Source organism: Bacillus sp. FSL K6-3312, from assembly GCF_038007485.1.
Lineage (GTDB): Bacteria > Bacillota > Bacilli > Bacillales > Bacillaceae > Bacillus > Bacillus pumilus.
In genome coordinates this window covers 92,946-110,608 of the sequence record NZ_JBBOXI010000001.1, presented here as the reverse complement: position 1 = coordinate 110,608, position 17,663 = coordinate 92,946, and the positions used below count along the sequence as shown (strand labels likewise).

Below are 17,663 nucleotides of genomic sequence, written 5' to 3'. Positions count from 1 at the left end.
CTATGATCCCCCTAGTGAAATTCGAAGTGCCTCCGCTACATTTTCTACACCGACTAACTCAATCCCTCTCGGCTTTTTCCATCCATCTATATTCGCCTGAGGAATAAACATTCGCTTAAATCCTAGTTTCGCAGCTTCCTGCACACGCTGTTCAATTCTTGATACTCTTCTGACTTCTCCCGTCAGACCGACCTCTCCTATAAAGCAATCCGCTTGATGCGGCGCTGCGTCTTTAAAGCTCGATGCAATGCTGACCGCAATGGCCAAGTCAATTGCTGGTTCATCAAGCTTCACACCGCCTGCGACCTTTAAATACGCATCCTGGTTTTGCAGCAGTAGTCCAACACGTTTTTCTAAAACCGCCATGAGTAGTGACACTCGATTATGATCAAGACCAGTGGCCATTCTACGTGGATTTCCGAAGCTTGTCGGTGAAATTAATGCTTGTATCTCGACAAGAACAGGTCTTGTTCCTTCCATTGAGGCAACAACACACGAACCAGATACACCTGCCGAACGTTCTTCTAAGAAAATTTCGGATGGGTTTAATACTTCCGTGAGCCCTTCCTCTCTCATTTCAAAAATCCCTAGTTCATTCGTCGAACCAAATCGGTTTTTCACCGCACGCAAGATACGAAACGTATGGTGACGCTCGCCTTCAAAATAAAGAACCGTGTCCACCATATGCTCTAAAAGGCGTGGACCTGCGATCGAGCCTTCTTTGGTCACGTGACCAACGATAAATATTGGAATACCATTTGTCTTGGCAATCTTCATCAGCTGTGCTGTACATTCTCTCACTTGAGATACAGACCCAGGAGCTGACGTAATATCGCTTTGATAAACGGTTTGAATTGAATCCACCACGACAAAAGCGGGTTTCATCTCTTGTATAGCAGACGTTATATACTCCATATCGGTTTCAGCCAAAACATGTAAAGAGGTGCTTTTTATGCCAAGGCGGTCCGCTCTTAGCTTCGTTTGTTTAATGGACTCCTCACCAGATATGTATAATACATTCTGATTTTTGTCTGAGAGCTGTGCTGATACTTGTAATAATAATGTGGACTTCCCAATCCCAGGATCTCCGCCAATGAGAACAAGAGAGCCTTTGACAATTCCACTTCCTAATACTCGGTTAAATTCTTCTAAATTCGTTTTGATTCGGGGTTCATCAGATGTTTCAATTGCAGATATAGGTGAAGGTTTTTGAATGGTTTGAACAGAATGATTAAAAGCACTCCGACGGTTTGCCGGCTCTTTGCGAACGACCTCTTCTGTCATACTGTTCCACGTGCCGCAGCCTGGACATTTCCCCATCCATTTGGCTGACTCATAACCGCACGATTGGCATATAAATTTTGATTTTGTCTTAGCCATAGATTGAAGAATACAACTCCTTATACTGGTCAGAAAATAAGTAAAGGGAGGCATACACCTGACTGGTATGCCTCACACTTTTTTCTTACTATATTAGTTCGTAGCAGCCGTCGTTTTTACGACAATTTCTCCATCTTCCACATCTAATACGATATGTTGACCTTTTTCAATATTACCCTTCAGAAGCTCCTCAGAAAGTCGATCCTCCACATGCTTTTGAATCGCTCTTCTTAACGGACGCGCACCGTACTCAAGGTCTACACCTTCGTCGGCAATCTTCGCTTTTGCTGCTTCTGTCAATTCAATTGAAAGGTCTTGTTCTTTTAATCGTTTCGTCAATTGATCAGACATGAGAGAAACGATCTCTTTTAAATGTTTCTTTTCAAGTGAATGGAAGACAATGATTTCATCAATACGGTTGATGAATTCTGGTCTAAACGCACGTTTCAACTCGCCCATCACTTTGCCTTTCATATCTTTGTAATTTTGACCTTCATCCTGCACGTTAAAGCCAACATATTTATTTCGCTTCAGTTCACTAGCTCCAACGTTGGATGTCATGATCAAAATCGTATTTCTAAAGTCAACGGTACGCCCTTTAGAATCAGTGAGACGACCATCCTCTAACACTTGCAGTAAGATGTTGAATACATCTGGATGCGCCTTTTCAATCTCGTCTAAAAGCACAACAGAATAAGGTTTTCTTCTCACTTTTTCAGTCAGTTGTCCGCCTTCTTCATAGCCAACATACCCTGGAGGTGACCCAACAAGTCTAGATGTAGAGTGTTTCTCCATGTATTCAGACATATCGATACGGATCATCGCTTCTTCATCACCGAAAATAGACTCTGCGAGTGCTCTTGCAAGCTCCGTTTTACCAACCCCTGTTGGGCCTAAGAAGATAAATGAGCCGATTGGACGTTTTGGATCTTTTAGACCAGCACGCGCACGTCTCACAGCTTTTGCTACAGCGACAACCGCTTCATCCTGCCCGATTACACGAGAATGGAGTAATTGTTCCATATTCAGAAGCTTATCTGTTTCTGTTTGGGCAATTTTTGAAACAGGCACTCCCGTCCAGCTAGAGACAACCATTGCGATATCATCAACTGATACCTCTGAATTCTCCTGTCCTTGCTTTTCTTTCCAAGATTTCTTGGTGACTTCTACTTTTTCACGTAAACGCTGCTCTGTATCGCGAAGAGAAGCTGCTTTTTCAAATTCTTGACTTTGAACAGCCGCATCCTTTTCTTTGCGTACTTCATCTAGCTTTTGCTCTAGTTCTTTTAGGTTAGGCGGTGTTGTGAAAGAACGTAAGCGGACTTTCGAACCTGCCTCATCAATTAAATCAATCGCCTTATCTGGAAGGAAACGATCAGATATATAACGGTCAGACAGCTTCACCGCCGCCTCAATCGCTTCATCTGTGATGGACACACGGTGATGTGCCTCATAACGATCTCTAAGTCCTCTTAAGATTTGAATACTTTCATCAACAGATGGCTGATCTACTTGAATTGGCTGGAAACGTCGTTCAAGCGCAGCATCCTTTTCAATATATTTACGGTACTCATCTAACGTTGTCGCCCCAATACATTGAAGCTCTCCACGTGCTAAGGATGGTTTGAGAATGTTAGATGCGTCAATCGCACCCTCTGCTCCACCAGCACCAATCAGTGTATGAAGCTCATCAATGAAGAGAATGATATTTCCTGCCTGACGAATTTCGTCCATGACTTTTTTCAAACGATCCTCAAATTCACCACGATATTTCGTACCCGCTACAACGGTTCCCATATCAAGTGTCATCACTCGTTTATCGCGCAGGATTTCAGGCACTTCATTATGAATAATTTGCTGTGCAAGACCTTCAGCGATGGCTGTTTTACCAACACCAGGCTCACCAATCAGCACAGGGTTATTTTTTGTTCTTCTGCTTAGTACCTCAATGACACGCTGAATTTCTTTGCTTCGTCCAATGACTGGGTCCAAGCTGTCTTCTTTCGCAATAGCTGTTAAATCTCTTGCCAAGCTATCTAATGTTGGTGTATTTGCATTGCTGTTAGAGCCAGCGGCAGATGCACCTGTTTCATTGCTGCCAAGCAGCTGCAGGACTTGCTGACGTGCTTTATTTAAGCTCACTCCGAGGTTATTTAACACGCGGGCAGCTACACCCTCTCCCTCGCGAATAAGACCTAATAGAATATGTTCTGTCCCTACATAGGAATGACCTAGCTTTCTTGCTTCATCCATTGAAAGCTCAGTGACCTTCTTCGCTCTAGGCGTATAATGAGGAATAGCTTGAGACACCTCTTGCCCTCTTCCAATCAAGCTTTCGACTTCTTTTTGGATTTTATCTGAAACAAGGCCCAGTGCTTCTAACGCTTTTGCGGCAATGCCCTCACCCTCACGTACTAGACCAAGTAAAATGTGTTCAGTACCAATGTTCTTATGGCCTAGGCGAATGGCTTCTTCTTGTGCAAGTGCTAATACCTTTTGAGCTCTTTCAGTGAATCTTCCAAACATCATATCGTTTCATCCTCCTGTCCATTCCTATGCATTTCTAAACGCAGCCTTTCTCTAATAATCGCTGCTCGTTTTATATCTCGTTCATTTGGCTCCAAAGCTCCTCCAGAATATTGTTGAAGAAAGCCAGGCTGTGTCAAAATCATGAGTTCATTCAGTATATTACTAGAAAGCCCCTTAATGATACCTAAATCAATTCCAAGGCGCACATCTGACAAACACTTAGCTGTTTCCTTTGATTCAATCATGCGACAATTGGACAAAATCCCTAACGAACGGTACACTCTGTCCTCAAGTTCAATTTTAGATGTTTGATATAACGCTTTTCTTGCAGATCGCTCTTGTTCAATGAGCTGAGCGGTCACACTATTTAAATCATCTACAATATCCTCTTCTGATTGACCAAGTGTCATTTGATTTGAAATTTGAAAGATGTTTCCTATTGCTTCGCTGCCTTCACCATAAATTCCTCTGACGACAAGACCTAATTGATTAATCGCCGGAATTATTCGGTTCATTTGTCTTGTGAGGGCTAAAGCTGGTAAATGCATCATGACCGAAGCCCTAATACCTGTACCTACATTGGTTGGACAGCTTGTTAAGTATCCTCGTTTTTCAGAAAACGCATAATCCACTTGCTCTTCAATCCAGTCATCTACCTGGTTAGCCGCTTTCAGTGCATTGGCTAGTTGGAATCCTGGGAATAAGCATTGGATCCGAATATGGTCTTCTTCATTCAGCATCACACTGATTTCTTCATTTTCAGAAAGCAAACAACCACCAAATCTTGATTCTGCTAAGTTTGGGCTGATCAAATGCTTTTCAACAAGTACTCTCTTTGCTAAAGGCTGCGTTTCATTCATTCGAATCAGAACAAAGTTTCCGATGTCCTTCACTTTCTGGCTAGCAAACTTTTGCTCGAATTGCTTGAGAACAGCTTCAGCCTCTTCCTGAGAAAACTGAGTTGGGAAACGAACATGCTCTAGGTTTCGTGCTAGCCTGATTCGACTGCTTAGAACAATGTCACTTTCTGGTCCTTTTTGTTTCATCCATTGACTTAAAGCGTCTTGAATAAAATGCTGGAGCGACATGTTGTTAATCTCCCTCCCTCTGCTGAGATTGCTCATGCTCTAATGCACGAATTTGATCTCGAACTTCCGCTGCTTTTTCAAACTCTTCTTGTTCAATTAACTGCTTCAGTTCTTGCTGCATCAACTCAAGTTTCCGGCGCACATGAAGACTGCCGGCAATCCGTTTAGGCACTTTTCCATGATGGACTGTATTTCCACTATGGACTTTCCTTAAAACAGGGTTCAGATACTGATCAAATGATCGGTAGCATTCTGCACAGCCAAAACGGCCTGTTTTTCTGAATTGTTGAAAGGTTAAGCCACACTTAGGACATTGATCCACTTCTCTTGCTTCTTGAAAAATAGATGATCCCTTATTCGCACTTGTGGTAAAGCTAGGATCAATATTCAATAAACCCGATAATAAGTTGTGAATCGAGAAACCTTGGTTTCCACTCATAGCATATGAATCACTGTTTTCTTTTGCACATTGTTCACATATGTGCATTTCCTGTTTTTCTCCATTTATAACTTTCGTAAAGTGAAAAGTGGCTGGTCTCTCATTGCATTCTTGACAAATCAATCTTTTCACCCGCTTTACTTTAATTTCAAAGCATTTAACATCGCTTTCATCATACGAGCCCGCAATTCATCCCGTTCAGGTAAATTAATGTGCAAAACAGAACGGTCCATGACACTGATCATCATCTTTGCTTCTCTTTCAGATAAAATGTTATTTTCGACAAGACGCATGATGATATGATCAGAGGCAGCCTGTGATAAACGATGATATATTTGGGAAATAATGTTGTTCAATAAGTCGACTTCATCATTCATTTTGACTTTAATGATGCGGATATAGCCACCGCCGCCACGCTTACTTTCAACGATATAGCCTCTCTCGCTCGTAAAGCGTGTATTGATAACATAGTTAATTTGTGAAGGTACGCATTGAAACTTATCTGCAATTTCATTGCGCTTAATTTCTAATATTTCTCGACCATTCTGATCCAAGACTTCTTTCAAATACTGCTCGATGATATCAGAAATATTTTGTGCCACTCCGCCTCCTCCTCCATTGACTTTGACTATATTTGACTTTAATCTTACTATAAATTTTTTCGGTCGATTTTTCAAGATAATCGCTCAACTAAGAATATTATTTCCACATTTATATGGTGTCAAACCTCTCAAAAACACAAAAAAGACCAGTTCCTTATGGAACTGATCCTTAGAAAAGCTTGGCGGCGTCCTACTCTCACAGGGGGAGACCCCCAACTACCATCGGCGCTGAAGAGCTTAACTTCCGTGTTCGGTATGGGAACGGGTGTGACCTCTTCGCTATCGCCACCAAACCTGATGGAGAGAATGTTCTCTCAAAACTAGATAACAATGTTCAAGCTTCACATTAGAATATAGGTTAAGTCCTCGATCTATTAGTATCTGTCAGCTCCACGTGTCACCACGCTTCCACCTCAGACCTATCAACCTGATCATCTTTCAGGGATCTTACTTCCTTGCGGAATGGGAAATCTCATCTTGAGGGGGGCTTCATGCTTAGATGCTTTCAGCACTTATCCCGTCCGCACATAGCTACCCAGCGATGCCCTTGGCAGAACAACTGGTACACCAGCGGTGCGTCCATCCCGGTCCTCTCGTACTAAGGACAGCTCCTCTCAAATTTCCTGCGCCCGCGACGGATAGGGACCGAACTGTCTCACGACGTTCTGAACCCAGCTCGCGTACCGCTTTAATGGGCGAACAGCCCAACCCTTGGGACCGACTACAGCCCCAGGATGCGATGAGCCGACATCGAGGTGCCAAACCTCCCCGTCGATGTGGACTCTTGGGGGAGATAAGCCTGTTATCCCCGGGGTAGCTTTTATCCGTTGAGCGATGGCCCTTCCATGCGGAACCACCGGATCACTAAGCCCGACTTTCGTCCCTGCTCGACTTGTAGGTCTCGCAGTCAAGCTCCCTTGTGCCTTTACACTCTGCGAATGATTTCCAACCATTCTGAGGGAACCTTTGGGCGCCTCCGTTACATTTTAGGAGGCGACCGCCCCAGTCAAACTGCCCACCTGACACTGTCTCCCTGCCCGATAAGGGCAGCGGGTTAGAAGGTCAATACAGCCAGGGTAGTATCCCACCGATGCCTCCACCGAAGCTAGCGCTCCGGTTTCCAAGGCTCCTACCTATCCTGTACAAGCTGTACCAACATTCAATATCAGGCTGCAGTAAAGCTCCACGGGGTCTTTCCGTCCTGTCGCGGGTAACCTGCATCTTCACAGGTACTATAATTTCACCGAGTCTCTCGTTGAGACAGTGCCCAGATCGTTGCGCCTTTCGTGCGGGTCGGAACTTACCCGACAAGGAATTTCGCTACCTTAGGACCGTTATAGTTACGGCCGCCGTTTACTGGGGCTTCAATTCGCACCTTCGCTTACGCTAAGCGCTCCTCTTAACCTTCCAGCACCGGGCAGGCGTCAGCCCCTATACTTCGCCTTACGGCTTCGCAGAGACCTGTGTTTTTGCTAAACAGTCGCCTGGGCCTATTCACTGCGGCTTCTCGGGGCTTTAACACCCTAAGAAGCACCCCTTCTCCCGAAGTTACGGGGTCATTTTGCCGAGTTCCTTAACGAGAGTTCTCTCGATCACCTTAGGATTCTCTCCTCGCCTACCTGTGTCGGTTTGCGGTACGGGCACCTCTCACCTCGCTAGAGGCTTTTCTTGGCAGTGTGGAATCAGGAACTTCGCTACTAAATTTCGCTCGCCATCACAGCTCAGCCTTTACGGGAAACGGATTTGCCTATTTCCCAGCCTAACTGCTTGGACGCGGATATCCAATACCGCGCTTACCCTATCCTCCTGCGTCCCCCCATTGCTCAAATGGTGAGGAGGTGGTACAGGAATATCAACCTGTTGTCCATCGCCTACGCCTTTCGGCCTCGGCTTAGGTCCCGACTAACCCTGAGCGGACGAGCCTTCCTCAGGAAACCTTAGGCATTCGGTGGACGGGATTCTCACCCGTCTTTCGCTACTCATACCGGCATTCTCACTTCTAAGCGCTCCACCAGTCCTTCCGGTCTGACTTCACAGCACTTAGAACGCTCTCCTACCACTGTTCGTAAGAACAGTCCGCAGCTTCGGTGATACGTTTAGCCCCGGTACATTTTCGGCGCAGAGTCACTCGACCAGTGAGCTATTACGCACTCTTTAAATGGTGGCTGCTTCTAAGCCAACATCCTGGTTGTCTAAGCAACTCCACATCCTTTTCCACTTAACGTATACTTTGGGACCTTAGCTGGCGGTCTGGGCTGTTTCCCTTTCGACTACGGATCTTATCACTCGCAGTCTGACTCCCAAGGATAAGTCATCGGCATTCGGAGTTTGACTGAATTCGGTAACCCGGTAGGGGCCCCTAGTCCAATCAGTGCTCTACCTCCGAGACTCTTACCTTGAGGCTAGCCCTAAAGCTATTTCGGAGAGAACCAGCTATCTCCAGGTTCGATTGGCATTTCACCCCTACCCACACCTCATCCCCGCACTTTTCAACGTGCGTGGGTTCGGGCCTCCATTCAGTGTTACCTGAACTTCACCCTGGACATGGGTAGATCACCTGGTTTCGGGTCTACGACCACGTACTCATGCGCCCTATTCAGACTCGCTTTCGCTGCGGCTCCGCATCTTCTGCTTAACCTTGCACGGGATCGTAACTCGCCGGTTCATTCTACAAAAGGCACGCCATCACCCTTTAACGGGCTCTGACTACTTGTAGGCACACGGTTTCAGGATCTATTTCACTCCCCTTCCGGGGTGCTTTTCACCTTTCCCTCACGGTACTGGTTCACTATCGGTCACTAGGGAGTATTTAGCCTTGGGAGATGGTCCTCCCGGATTCCGACGGAATTTCACGTGTTCCGCCGTACTCAGGATCCACTCTGGAGAGAACAACATTTCAGTTACAGGGCTGTTACCTTCTTTGGCGGGCCTTTCCAGACCTCTTCGCTTATATCGTTCCTTTGTAACTCCGTATAGAGTGTCCTACAACCCCAAGAGGCAAGCCTCTTGGTTTGGGCTGTTCCCGTTTCGCTCGCCGCTACTCAGGGAATCGCATTTGCTTTCTCTTCCTCCGGGTACTTAGATGTTTCAGTTCCCCGGGTATGCCTTCTCATACTCTATGTATTCAAGTATGGATACTACTCCATTACGAGCAGTGGGTTTCCCCATTCGGAAATCTCCGGATCAAAGCTTGCTTACAGCTCCCCGAAGCATATCGGTGTTCGTCCCGTCCTTCATCGGCTCCTAGTGCCAAGGCATCCACCGTGCGCCCTTTCTAACTTAACCATTTCTTACTTTAGAAAGAATCACTATGTGTGATGAACTTTGCATTGCATTCAATGTGAATGTATTACTTATTGTTATCTAGTTTTCAAAGAACAATCCTGTCTCGCTAGAGACATGTCTTGAAGGAATGATCCTTCAAAACTAAACAAGACGAAAACGCACACTGCTCCATATATCCTTAGAAAGGAGGTGATCCAGCCGCACCTTCCGATACGGCTACCTTGTTACGACTTCACCCCAATCATCTGTCCCACCTTCGGCGGCTGGCTCCATAAAGGTTACCTCACCGACTTCGGGTGTTACAAACTCTCGTGGTGTGACGGGCGGTGTGTACAAGGCCCGGGAACGTATTCACCGCGGCATGCTGATCCGCGATTACTAGCGATTCCAGCTTCACGCAGTCGAGTTGCAGACTGCGATCCGAACTGAGAACAGATTTATGGGATTGGCTAAACCTTGCGGTCTCGCAGCCCTTTGTTCTGTCCATTGTAGCACGTGTGTAGCCCAGGTCATAAGGGGCATGATGATTTGACGTCATCCCCACCTTCCTCCGGTTTGTCACCGGCAGTCACCTTAGAGTGCCCAACTAAATGCTGGCAACTAAGATCAAGGGTTGCGCTCGTTGCGGGACTTAACCCAACATCTCACGACACGAGCTGACGACAACCATGCACCACCTGTCACTCTGTCCCCGAAGGGAAAGCCCTATCTCTAGGGTTGTCAGAGGATGTCAAGACCTGGTAAGGTTCTTCGCGTTGCTTCGAATTAAACCACATGCTCCACCGCTTGTGCGGGCCCCCGTCAATTCCTTTGAGTTTCAGTCTTGCGACCGTACTCCCCAGGCGGAGTGCTTAATGCGTTAGCTGCAGCACTAAGGGGCGGAAACCCCCTAACACTTAGCACTCATCGTTTACGGCGTGGACTACCAGGGTATCTAATCCTGTTCGCTCCCCACGCTTTCGCTCCTCAGCGTCAGTTACAGACCAGAGAGTCGCCTTCGCCACTGGTGTTCCTCCACATCTCTACGCATTTCACCGCTACACGTGGAATTCCACTCTCCTCTTCTGCACTCAAGTTTCCCAGTTTCCAATGACCCTCCCCGGTTGAGCCGGGGGCTTTCACATCAGACTTAAGAAACCGCCTGCGAGCCCTTTACGCCCAATAATTCCGGACAACGCTTGCCACCTACGTATTACCGCGGCTGCTGGCACGTAGTTAGCCGTGGCTTTCTGGTTAGGTACCGTCAAGGTGCGAGCAGTTACTCTCGCACTTGTTCTTCCCTAACAACAGAGCTTTACGATCCGAAAACCTTCATCACTCACGCGGCGTTGCTCCGTCAGACTTTCGTCCATTGCGGAAGATTCCCTACTGCTGCCTCCCGTAGGAGTCTGGGCCGTGTCTCAGTCCCAGTGTGGCCGATCACCCTCTCAGGTCGGCTACGCATCGTCGCCTTGGTGAGCCATTACCCCACCAACTAGCTAATGCGCCGCGGGTCCATCTGTAAGTGACAGCCGAAACCGTCTTTCATCCTTGAACCATGCGGTTCAAGGAACTATCCGGTATTAGCTCCGGTTTCCCGGAGTTATCCCAGTCTTACAGGCAGGTTACCCACGTGTTACTCACCCGTCCGCCGCTAACATCCGGGAGCAAGCTCCCTTCTGTTCGCTCGACTTGCATGTATTAGGCACGCCGCCAGCGTTCGTCCTGAGCCAGGATCAAACTCTCCGAAAAAGTACAAAACCGAAGTTTTGTTTTTCGTCAGCGTTTGACTGACTACCTATGATGTTTCATAGGATTTTTTTATAAAAACTCGAATTAACAGGTACGTTTTGTCTTGTTTAGTTTTCAAAGATCATATTGGTGGAGCCTAGCGGGATCGAACCGCTGACCTCCTGCGTGCAAGGCAGGCGCTCTCCCAGCTGAGCTAAGGCCCCATAAAAGATGGTCGGGAAGACAGGATTCGAACCTGCGACCCCTTGGTCCCAAACCAAGTGCTCTACCAAGCTGAGCTACTTCCCGATCTTAATGGCGCGCCCGAGAGGAGTCGAACCCCTAACCTTTTGATCCGTAGTCAAACGCTCTATCCAATTGAGCTACGGGCGCTTATTGTATAATGCCGAGGGCCGGACTTGAACCGGCACGGTAGTCACCTACCGCAGGATTTTAAGTCCTGTGTGTCTGCCAATTCCACCACCCCGGCGTGGATGGTATAAGCGGAAGACGGGATTCGAACCCGCGACCCCCACCTTGGCAAGGTGGTGTTCTACCACTGAACTACTTCCGCATTACAGGATTTCTTTATTTTGTTTGGCTATGCGGGTGAAGGGACTTGAACCCCCACGTCATAAAGACACTAGATCCTAAGTCTAGCGCGTCTGCCAATTCCGCCACACCCGCATGAAAATGGTGAGCCATGAAGGACTCGAACCTTCGACCCTCTGATTAAAAGTCAGATGCTCTACCAACTGAGCTAATGGCTCGCTTTAAAAGCGACTTGTCTATCTTACCATATGAAAGTGGTGCCGGCAAGAGGACTTGAACCCCCAACCTACTGATTACAAGTCAGTTGCTCTACCAGTTGAGCTACACCGGCTTTATCTATCCTAACATTATGTAAGAATAAATATGGTGGAGGATGACGGGCTCGAACCGCCGACCCTCTGCTTGTAAGGCAGATGCTCTCCCAGCTGAGCTAATCCTCCATATTGTGTTGTCATTTCGAATGTCTCTCGATCCGACAAGTAGTATTATATAATGATAAGATATTGTTTGTAAAGACTTTTTTAAAATAATTTTCGAATTTATTTTAACGTTGTTTTTTTCATCTTTTCATTAAGGCACCTAAAGAAGTCTACCACTTGTCTCATCATTTTAAAAGCCTTTTTTTCATTTTTTTATGTTTTTTTGTTAAAAACCGCTCTAATAAAGCTTTATTGGTGTGAAATGACCCTTTTCATGCTTTTTATATGCTTGTTTTATTCAATATATCTTCTCATACAAATCATCTAGAGAAGGGAATCTTTTATTATTTTATTTTTCTGAGAAATCATTTTCGTGTAAAAATATCCGTAAATGATGCTGTTCTTTACTATCTTCAATATTAAAGTGTTACTGGGGCAACAAGTTGTTGTTGATTCTTTCTTGTTCTTATACTTAGAGCGGGTGAAAAAAATTAACTGAAGGTGCTATATGTTCTTTGGCAATACTCAGTTATCTAGTGTGTCTCTAAACAGCCCTCTGTATCTGGATGCCAAAGAAAATTCTTATTGGCTGCTTTCTATGTTTTGATCTTCATCTTAAACGAATTGAACGACCGATCCACACAACAGCTGCATTGTTCAATGAGAATACATGAAAGTGAGACGAACGGAAGGATTAATTGATCGATGAGGCTTACTACATCATCACTTCTCACTTTACAAAGTGATTTAATAGAAGTAATTTTTTCAAAAACACAAAAAAGATCAGTTCCTTATGGAACTGATCCTTAGAAAAGCTTGGCGGCGTCCTACTCTCACAGGGGGAGACCCCCAACTACCATCGGCGCTGAAGAGCTTAACTTCCGTGTTCGGTATGGGAACGGGTGTGACCTCTTCGCTATCGCCACCAAACCTGATGGAGAGAATGTTCTCTCAAAACTAGATAACAATGTTCAAGCTTCACATTAGAATATAGGTTAAGTCCTCGATCTATTAGTATCTGTCAGCTCCACGTGTCACCACGCTTCCACCTCAGACCTATCAACCTGATCATCTTTCAGGGATCTTACTTCCTTGCGGAATGGGAAATCTCATCTTGAGGGGGGCTTCATGCTTAGATGCTTTCAGCACTTATCCCGTCCGCACATAGCTACCCAGCGATGCCCTTGGCAGAACAACTGGTACACCAGCGGTGCGTCCATCCCGGTCCTCTCGTACTAAGGACAGCTCCTCTCAAATTTCCTGCGCCCGCGACGGATAGGGACCGAACTGTCTCACGACGTTCTGAACCCAGCTCGCGTACCGCTTTAATGGGCGAACAGCCCAACCCTTGGGACCGACTACAGCCCCAGGATGCGATGAGCCGACATCGAGGTGCCAAACCTCCCCGTCGATGTGGACTCTTGGGGGAGATAAGCCTGTTATCCCCGGGGTAGCTTTTATCCGTTGAGCGATGGCCCTTCCATGCGGAACCACCGGATCACTAAGCCCGACTTTCGTCCCTGCTCGACTTGTAGGTCTCGCAGTCAAGCTCCCTTGTGCCTTTACACTCTGCGAATGATTTCCAACCATTCTGAGGGAACCTTTGGGCGCCTCCGTTACATTTTAGGAGGCGACCGCCCCAGTCAAACTGCCCACCTGACACTGTCTCCCTGCCCGATAAGGGCAGCGGGTTAGAAGGTCAATACAGCCAGGGTAGTATCCCACCGATGCCTCCACCGAAGCTAGCGCTCCGGTTTCCAAGGCTCCTACCTATCCTGTACAAGCTGTACCAACATTCAATATCAGGCTGCAGTAAAGCTCCACGGGGTCTTTCCGTCCTGTCGCGGGTAACCTGCATCTTCACAGGTACTATAATTTCACCGAGTCTCTCGTTGAGACAGTGCCCAGATCGTTGCGCCTTTCGTGCGGGTCGGAACTTACCCGACAAGGAATTTCGCTACCTTAGGACCGTTATAGTTACGGCCGCCGTTTACTGGGGCTTCAATTCGCACCTTCGCTTACGCTAAGCGCTCCTCTTAACCTTCCAGCACCGGGCAGGCGTCAGCCCCTATACTTCGCCTTACGGCTTCGCAGAGACCTGTGTTTTTGCTAAACAGTCGCCTGGGCCTATTCACTGCGGCTTCTCGGGGCTTTAACACCCTAAGAAGCACCCCTTCTCCCGAAGTTACGGGGTCATTTTGCCGAGTTCCTTAACGAGAGTTCTCTCGATCACCTTAGGATTCTCTCCTCGCCTACCTGTGTCGGTTTGCGGTACGGGCACCTCTCACCTCGCTAGAGGCTTTTCTTGGCAGTGTGGAATCAGGAACTTCGCTACTAAATTTCGCTCGCCATCACAGCTCAGCCTTTACGGGAAACGGATTTGCCTATTTCCCAGCCTAACTGCTTGGACGCGGATATCCAATACCGCGCTTACCCTATCCTCCTGCGTCCCCCCATTGCTCAAATGGTGAGGAGGTGGTACAGGAATATCAACCTGTTGTCCATCGCCTACGCCTTTCGGCCTCGGCTTAGGTCCCGACTAACCCTGAGCGGACGAGCCTTCCTCAGGAAACCTTAGGCATTCGGTGGACGGGATTCTCACCCGTCTTTCGCTACTCATACCGGCATTCTCACTTCTAAGCGCTCCACCAGTCCTTCCGGTCTGACTTCACAGCACTTAGAACGCTCTCCTACCACTGTTCGTAAGAACAGTCCGCAGCTTCGGTGATACGTTTAGCCCCGGTACATTTTCGGCGCAGAGTCACTCGACCAGTGAGCTATTACGCACTCTTTAAATGGTGGCTGCTTCTAAGCCAACATCCTGGTTGTCTAAGCAACTCCACATCCTTTTCCACTTAACGTATACTTTGGGACCTTAGCTGGCGGTCTGGGCTGTTTCCCTTTCGACTACGGATCTTATCACTCGCAGTCTGACTCCCAAGGATAAGTCATCGGCATTCGGAGTTTGACTGAATTCGGTAACCCGGTAGGGGCCCCTAGTCCAATCAGTGCTCTACCTCCGAGACTCTTACCTTGAGGCTAGCCCTAAAGCTATTTCGGAGAGAACCAGCTATCTCCAGGTTCGATTGGCATTTCACCCCTACCCACACCTCATCCCCGCACTTTTCAACGTGCGTGGGTTCGGGCCTCCATTCAGTGTTACCTGAACTTCACCCTGGACATGGGTAGATCACCTGGTTTCGGGTCTACGACCACGTACTCATGCGCCCTATTCAGACTCGCTTTCGCTGCGGCTCCGCATCTTCTGCTTAACCTTGCACGGGATCGTAACTCGCCGGTTCATTCTACAAAAGGCACGCCATCACCCTTTAACGGGCTCTGACTACTTGTAGGCACACGGTTTCAGGATCTATTTCACTCCCCTTCCGGGGTGCTTTTCACCTTTCCCTCACGGTACTGGTTCACTATCGGTCACTAGGGAGTATTTAGCCTTGGGAGATGGTCCTCCCGGATTCCGACGGAATTTCACGTGTTCCGCCGTACTCAGGATCCACTCTGGAGAGAACAACATTTCAGTTACAGGGCTGTTACCTTCTTTGGCGGGCCTTTCCAGACCTCTTCGCTTATATCGTTCCTTTGTAACTCCGTATAGAGTGTCCTACAACCCCAAGAGGCAAGCCTCTTGGTTTGGGCTGTTCCCGTTTCGCTCGCCGCTACTCAGGGAATCGCATTTGCTTTCTCTTCCTCCGGGTACTTAGATGTTTCAGTTCCCCGGGTATGCCTTCTCATACTCTATGTATTCAAGTATGGATACTACTCCATTACGAGCAGTGGGTTTCCCCATTCGGAAATCTCCGGATCAAAGCTTGCTTACAGCTCCCCGAAGCATATCGGTGTTCGTCCCGTCCTTCATCGGCTCCTAGTGCCAAGGCATCCACCGTGCGCCCTTTCTAACTTAACCATTTCTTACTTTAGAAAGAATCACTATGTGTGATGAACTTTGCATTGCATTCAATGTGAATGTATTACTTATTGTTATCTAGTTTTCAAAGAACAATCCTGTCTCGCTAGAGACATGTCTTGAAGGAATGATCCTTCAAAACTAAACAAGACGAAAACGCACACTGCTCCATATATCCTTAGAAAGGAGGTGATCCAGCCGCACCTTCCGATACGGCTACCTTGTTACGACTTCACCCCAATCATCTGTCCCACCTTCGGCGGCTGGCTCCATAAAGGTTACCTCACCGACTTCGGGTGTTACAAACTCTCGTGGTGTGACGGGCGGTGTGTACAAGGCCCGGGAACGTATTCACCGCGGCATGCTGATCCGCGATTACTAGCGATTCCAGCTTCACGCAGTCGAGTTGCAGACTGCGATCCGAACTGAGAACAGATTTATGGGATTGGCTAAACCTTGCGGTCTCGCAGCCCTTTGTTCTGTCCATTGTAGCACGTGTGTAGCCCAGGTCATAAGGGGCATGATGATTTGACGTCATCCCCACCTTCCTCCGGTTTGTCACCGGCAGTCACCTTAGAGTGCCCAACTAAATGCTGGCAACTAAGATCAAGGGTTGCGCTCGTTGCGGGACTTAACCCAACATCTCACGACACGAGCTGACGACAACCATGCACCACCTGTCACTCTGTCCCCGAAGGGAAAGCCCTATCTCTAGGGTTGTCAGAGGATGTCAAGACCTGGTAAGGTTCTTCGCGTTGCTTCGAATTAAACCACATGCTCCACCGCTTGTGCGGGCCCCCGTCAATTCCTTTGAGTTTCAGTCTTGCGACCGTACTCCCCAGGCGGAGTGCTTAATGCGTTAGCTGCAGCACTAAGGGGCGGAAACCCCCTAACACTTAGCACTCATCGTTTACGGCGTGGACTACCAGGGTATCTAATCCTGTTCGCTCCCCACGCTTTCGCTCCTCAGCGTCAGTTACAGACCAGAGAGTCGCCTTCGCCACTGGTGTTCCTCCACATCTCTACGCATTTCACCGCTACACGTGGAATTCCACTCTCCTCTTCTGCACTCAAGTTTCCCAGTTTCCAATGACCCTCCCCGGTTGAGCCGGGGGCTTTCACATCAGACTTAAGAAACCGCCTGCGAGCCCTTTACGCCCAATAATTCCGGACAACGCTTGCCACCTACGTATTACCGCGGCTGCTGGCACGTAGTTAGCCGTGGCTTTCTGGTTAGGTACCGTCAAGGTGCGAGCAGTTACTCTCGCACTTGTTCTTCCCTAACAACAGAGCTTTACGATCCGAAAACCTTCATCACTCACGCGGCGTTGCTCCGTCAGACTTTCGTCCATTGCGGAAGATTCCCTACTGCTGCCTCCCGTAGGAGTCTGGGCCGTGTCTCAGTCCCAGTGTGGCCGATCACCCTCTCAGGTCGGCTACGCATCGTCGCCTTGGTGAGCCATTACCCCACCAACTAGCTAATGCGCCGCGGGTCCATCTGTAAGTGACAGCCGAAACCGTCTTTCATCCTTGAACCATGCGGTTCAAGGAACTATCCGGTATTAGCTCCGGTTTCCCGGAGTTATCCCAGTCTTACAGGCAGGTTACCCACGTGTTACTCACCCGTCCGCCGCTAACATCCGGGAGCAAGCTCCCTTCTGTTCGCTCGACTTGCATGTATTAGGCACGCCGCCAGCGTTCGTCCTGAGCCAGGATCAAACTCTCCGAAAAAGTACA

Annotated in this window: 5 protein-coding genes, 9 tRNA genes and 6 rRNA genes; all 20 read right to left on the bottom strand. The window is 47.9% G+C overall.

What is annotated here, in order from left to right; translation table 11 throughout:
• On the bottom strand, nt 1–1,380 hold the full coding sequence (radA, locus tag MHI11_RS00590; RefSeq protein WP_034620767.1) for a DNA repair protein RadA: 1,380 nt from the start codon (nt 1,378–1,380) through the stop codon (nt 1–3).
• 93 nt (nt 1,381–1,473) lie between these two features.
• Nucleotides 1,474–3,909: an ATP-dependent protease ATP-binding subunit ClpC gene (gene clpC / locus MHI11_RS00585; protein ID WP_034665649.1), complete on the bottom strand. Its 2,436-nt coding sequence runs from the start codon at nt 3,907–3,909 to the stop codon at nt 1,474–1,476.
• Entirely contained in the window at nt 3,906–4,997 is a 1,092-nt protein-coding gene (locus tag MHI11_RS00580) for a protein arginine kinase (RefSeq protein ID WP_106066796.1), read from the bottom strand. Before MHI11_RS00580 ends, clpC begins: the two co-directional genes overlap by 4 nt.
• Nucleotides 4,998–5,001: 4 nt before the next feature.
• Nucleotides 5,002–5,559, bottom strand: a complete 558-nt coding sequence (locus MHI11_RS00575; protein WP_034620770.1) for a UvrB/UvrC motif-containing protein — start codon at nt 5,557–5,559, stop codon at nt 5,002–5,004.
• A gap of 14 nt (nt 5,560–5,573) precedes the next feature.
• Nucleotides 5,574–6,038: a CtsR family transcriptional regulator gene (locus tag MHI11_RS00570; RefSeq protein WP_340960182.1), complete on the bottom strand. Its 465-nt coding sequence runs from the start codon at nt 6,036–6,038 to the stop codon at nt 5,574–5,576.
• 177 nt (nt 6,039–6,215) lie between these two features.
• A 5S ribosomal RNA gene (gene rrf / locus MHI11_RS00565) occupies nt 6,216–6,331 on the bottom strand.
• Nucleotides 6,332–6,392: 61 nt separating this feature from the next.
• Nucleotides 6,393–9,323: ribosomal RNA gene (locus MHI11_RS00560) — 23S ribosomal RNA — on the bottom strand.
• A 182-nt stretch (nt 9,324–9,505) separates the two neighbouring features.
• Nucleotides 9,506–11,054 (bottom strand): 16S ribosomal RNA (locus MHI11_RS00555).
• A 127-nt stretch (nt 11,055–11,181) separates the two neighbouring features.
• A tRNA-Ala gene (locus tag MHI11_RS00550) sits at nt 11,182–11,257 on the bottom strand.
• An 8-nt stretch (nt 11,258–11,265) separates the two neighbouring features.
• Nucleotides 11,266–11,342, bottom strand: a tRNA-Pro gene (locus MHI11_RS00545).
• Between the two features lie 7 nt (nt 11,343–11,349).
• Nucleotides 11,350–11,426, bottom strand: a tRNA-Arg gene (locus MHI11_RS00540).
• Between the two features lie 11 nt (nt 11,427–11,437).
• A tRNA-Leu gene (locus tag MHI11_RS00535) sits at nt 11,438–11,523 on the bottom strand.
• Between the two features lie 12 nt (nt 11,524–11,535).
• Nucleotides 11,536–11,607: transfer RNA gene (locus MHI11_RS00530), tRNA-Gly, on the bottom strand.
• 30 nt (nt 11,608–11,637) lie between these two features.
• Nucleotides 11,638–11,720, bottom strand: a tRNA-Leu gene (locus MHI11_RS00525).
• 7 nt (nt 11,721–11,727) lie between these two features.
• Nucleotides 11,728–11,803, bottom strand: a tRNA-Lys gene (locus MHI11_RS00520).
• Nucleotides 11,804–11,840: 37 nt separating this feature from the next.
• Nucleotides 11,841–11,916 (bottom strand) — tRNA-Thr (locus MHI11_RS00515).
• Nucleotides 11,917–11,949: 33 nt separating this feature from the next.
• A tRNA-Val gene (locus MHI11_RS00510) sits at nt 11,950–12,025 on the bottom strand.
• Nucleotides 12,026–12,818: 793 nt separating this feature from the next.
• Nucleotides 12,819–12,934 (bottom strand): 5S ribosomal RNA (rrf, locus tag MHI11_RS00505).
• Nucleotides 12,935–12,995: 61 nt separating this feature from the next.
• Nucleotides 12,996–15,926 (bottom strand): 23S ribosomal RNA (locus tag MHI11_RS00500).
• Between the two features lie 182 nt (nt 15,927–16,108).
• Nucleotides 16,109–17,657: ribosomal RNA gene (locus MHI11_RS00495) — 16S ribosomal RNA — on the bottom strand.
• Together the 16S, 23S and 5S rRNA genes with 9 tRNA genes alongside form the textbook arrangement of a ribosomal RNA operon.
• Nucleotides 17,658–17,663 lie beyond the last annotated feature (6 nt).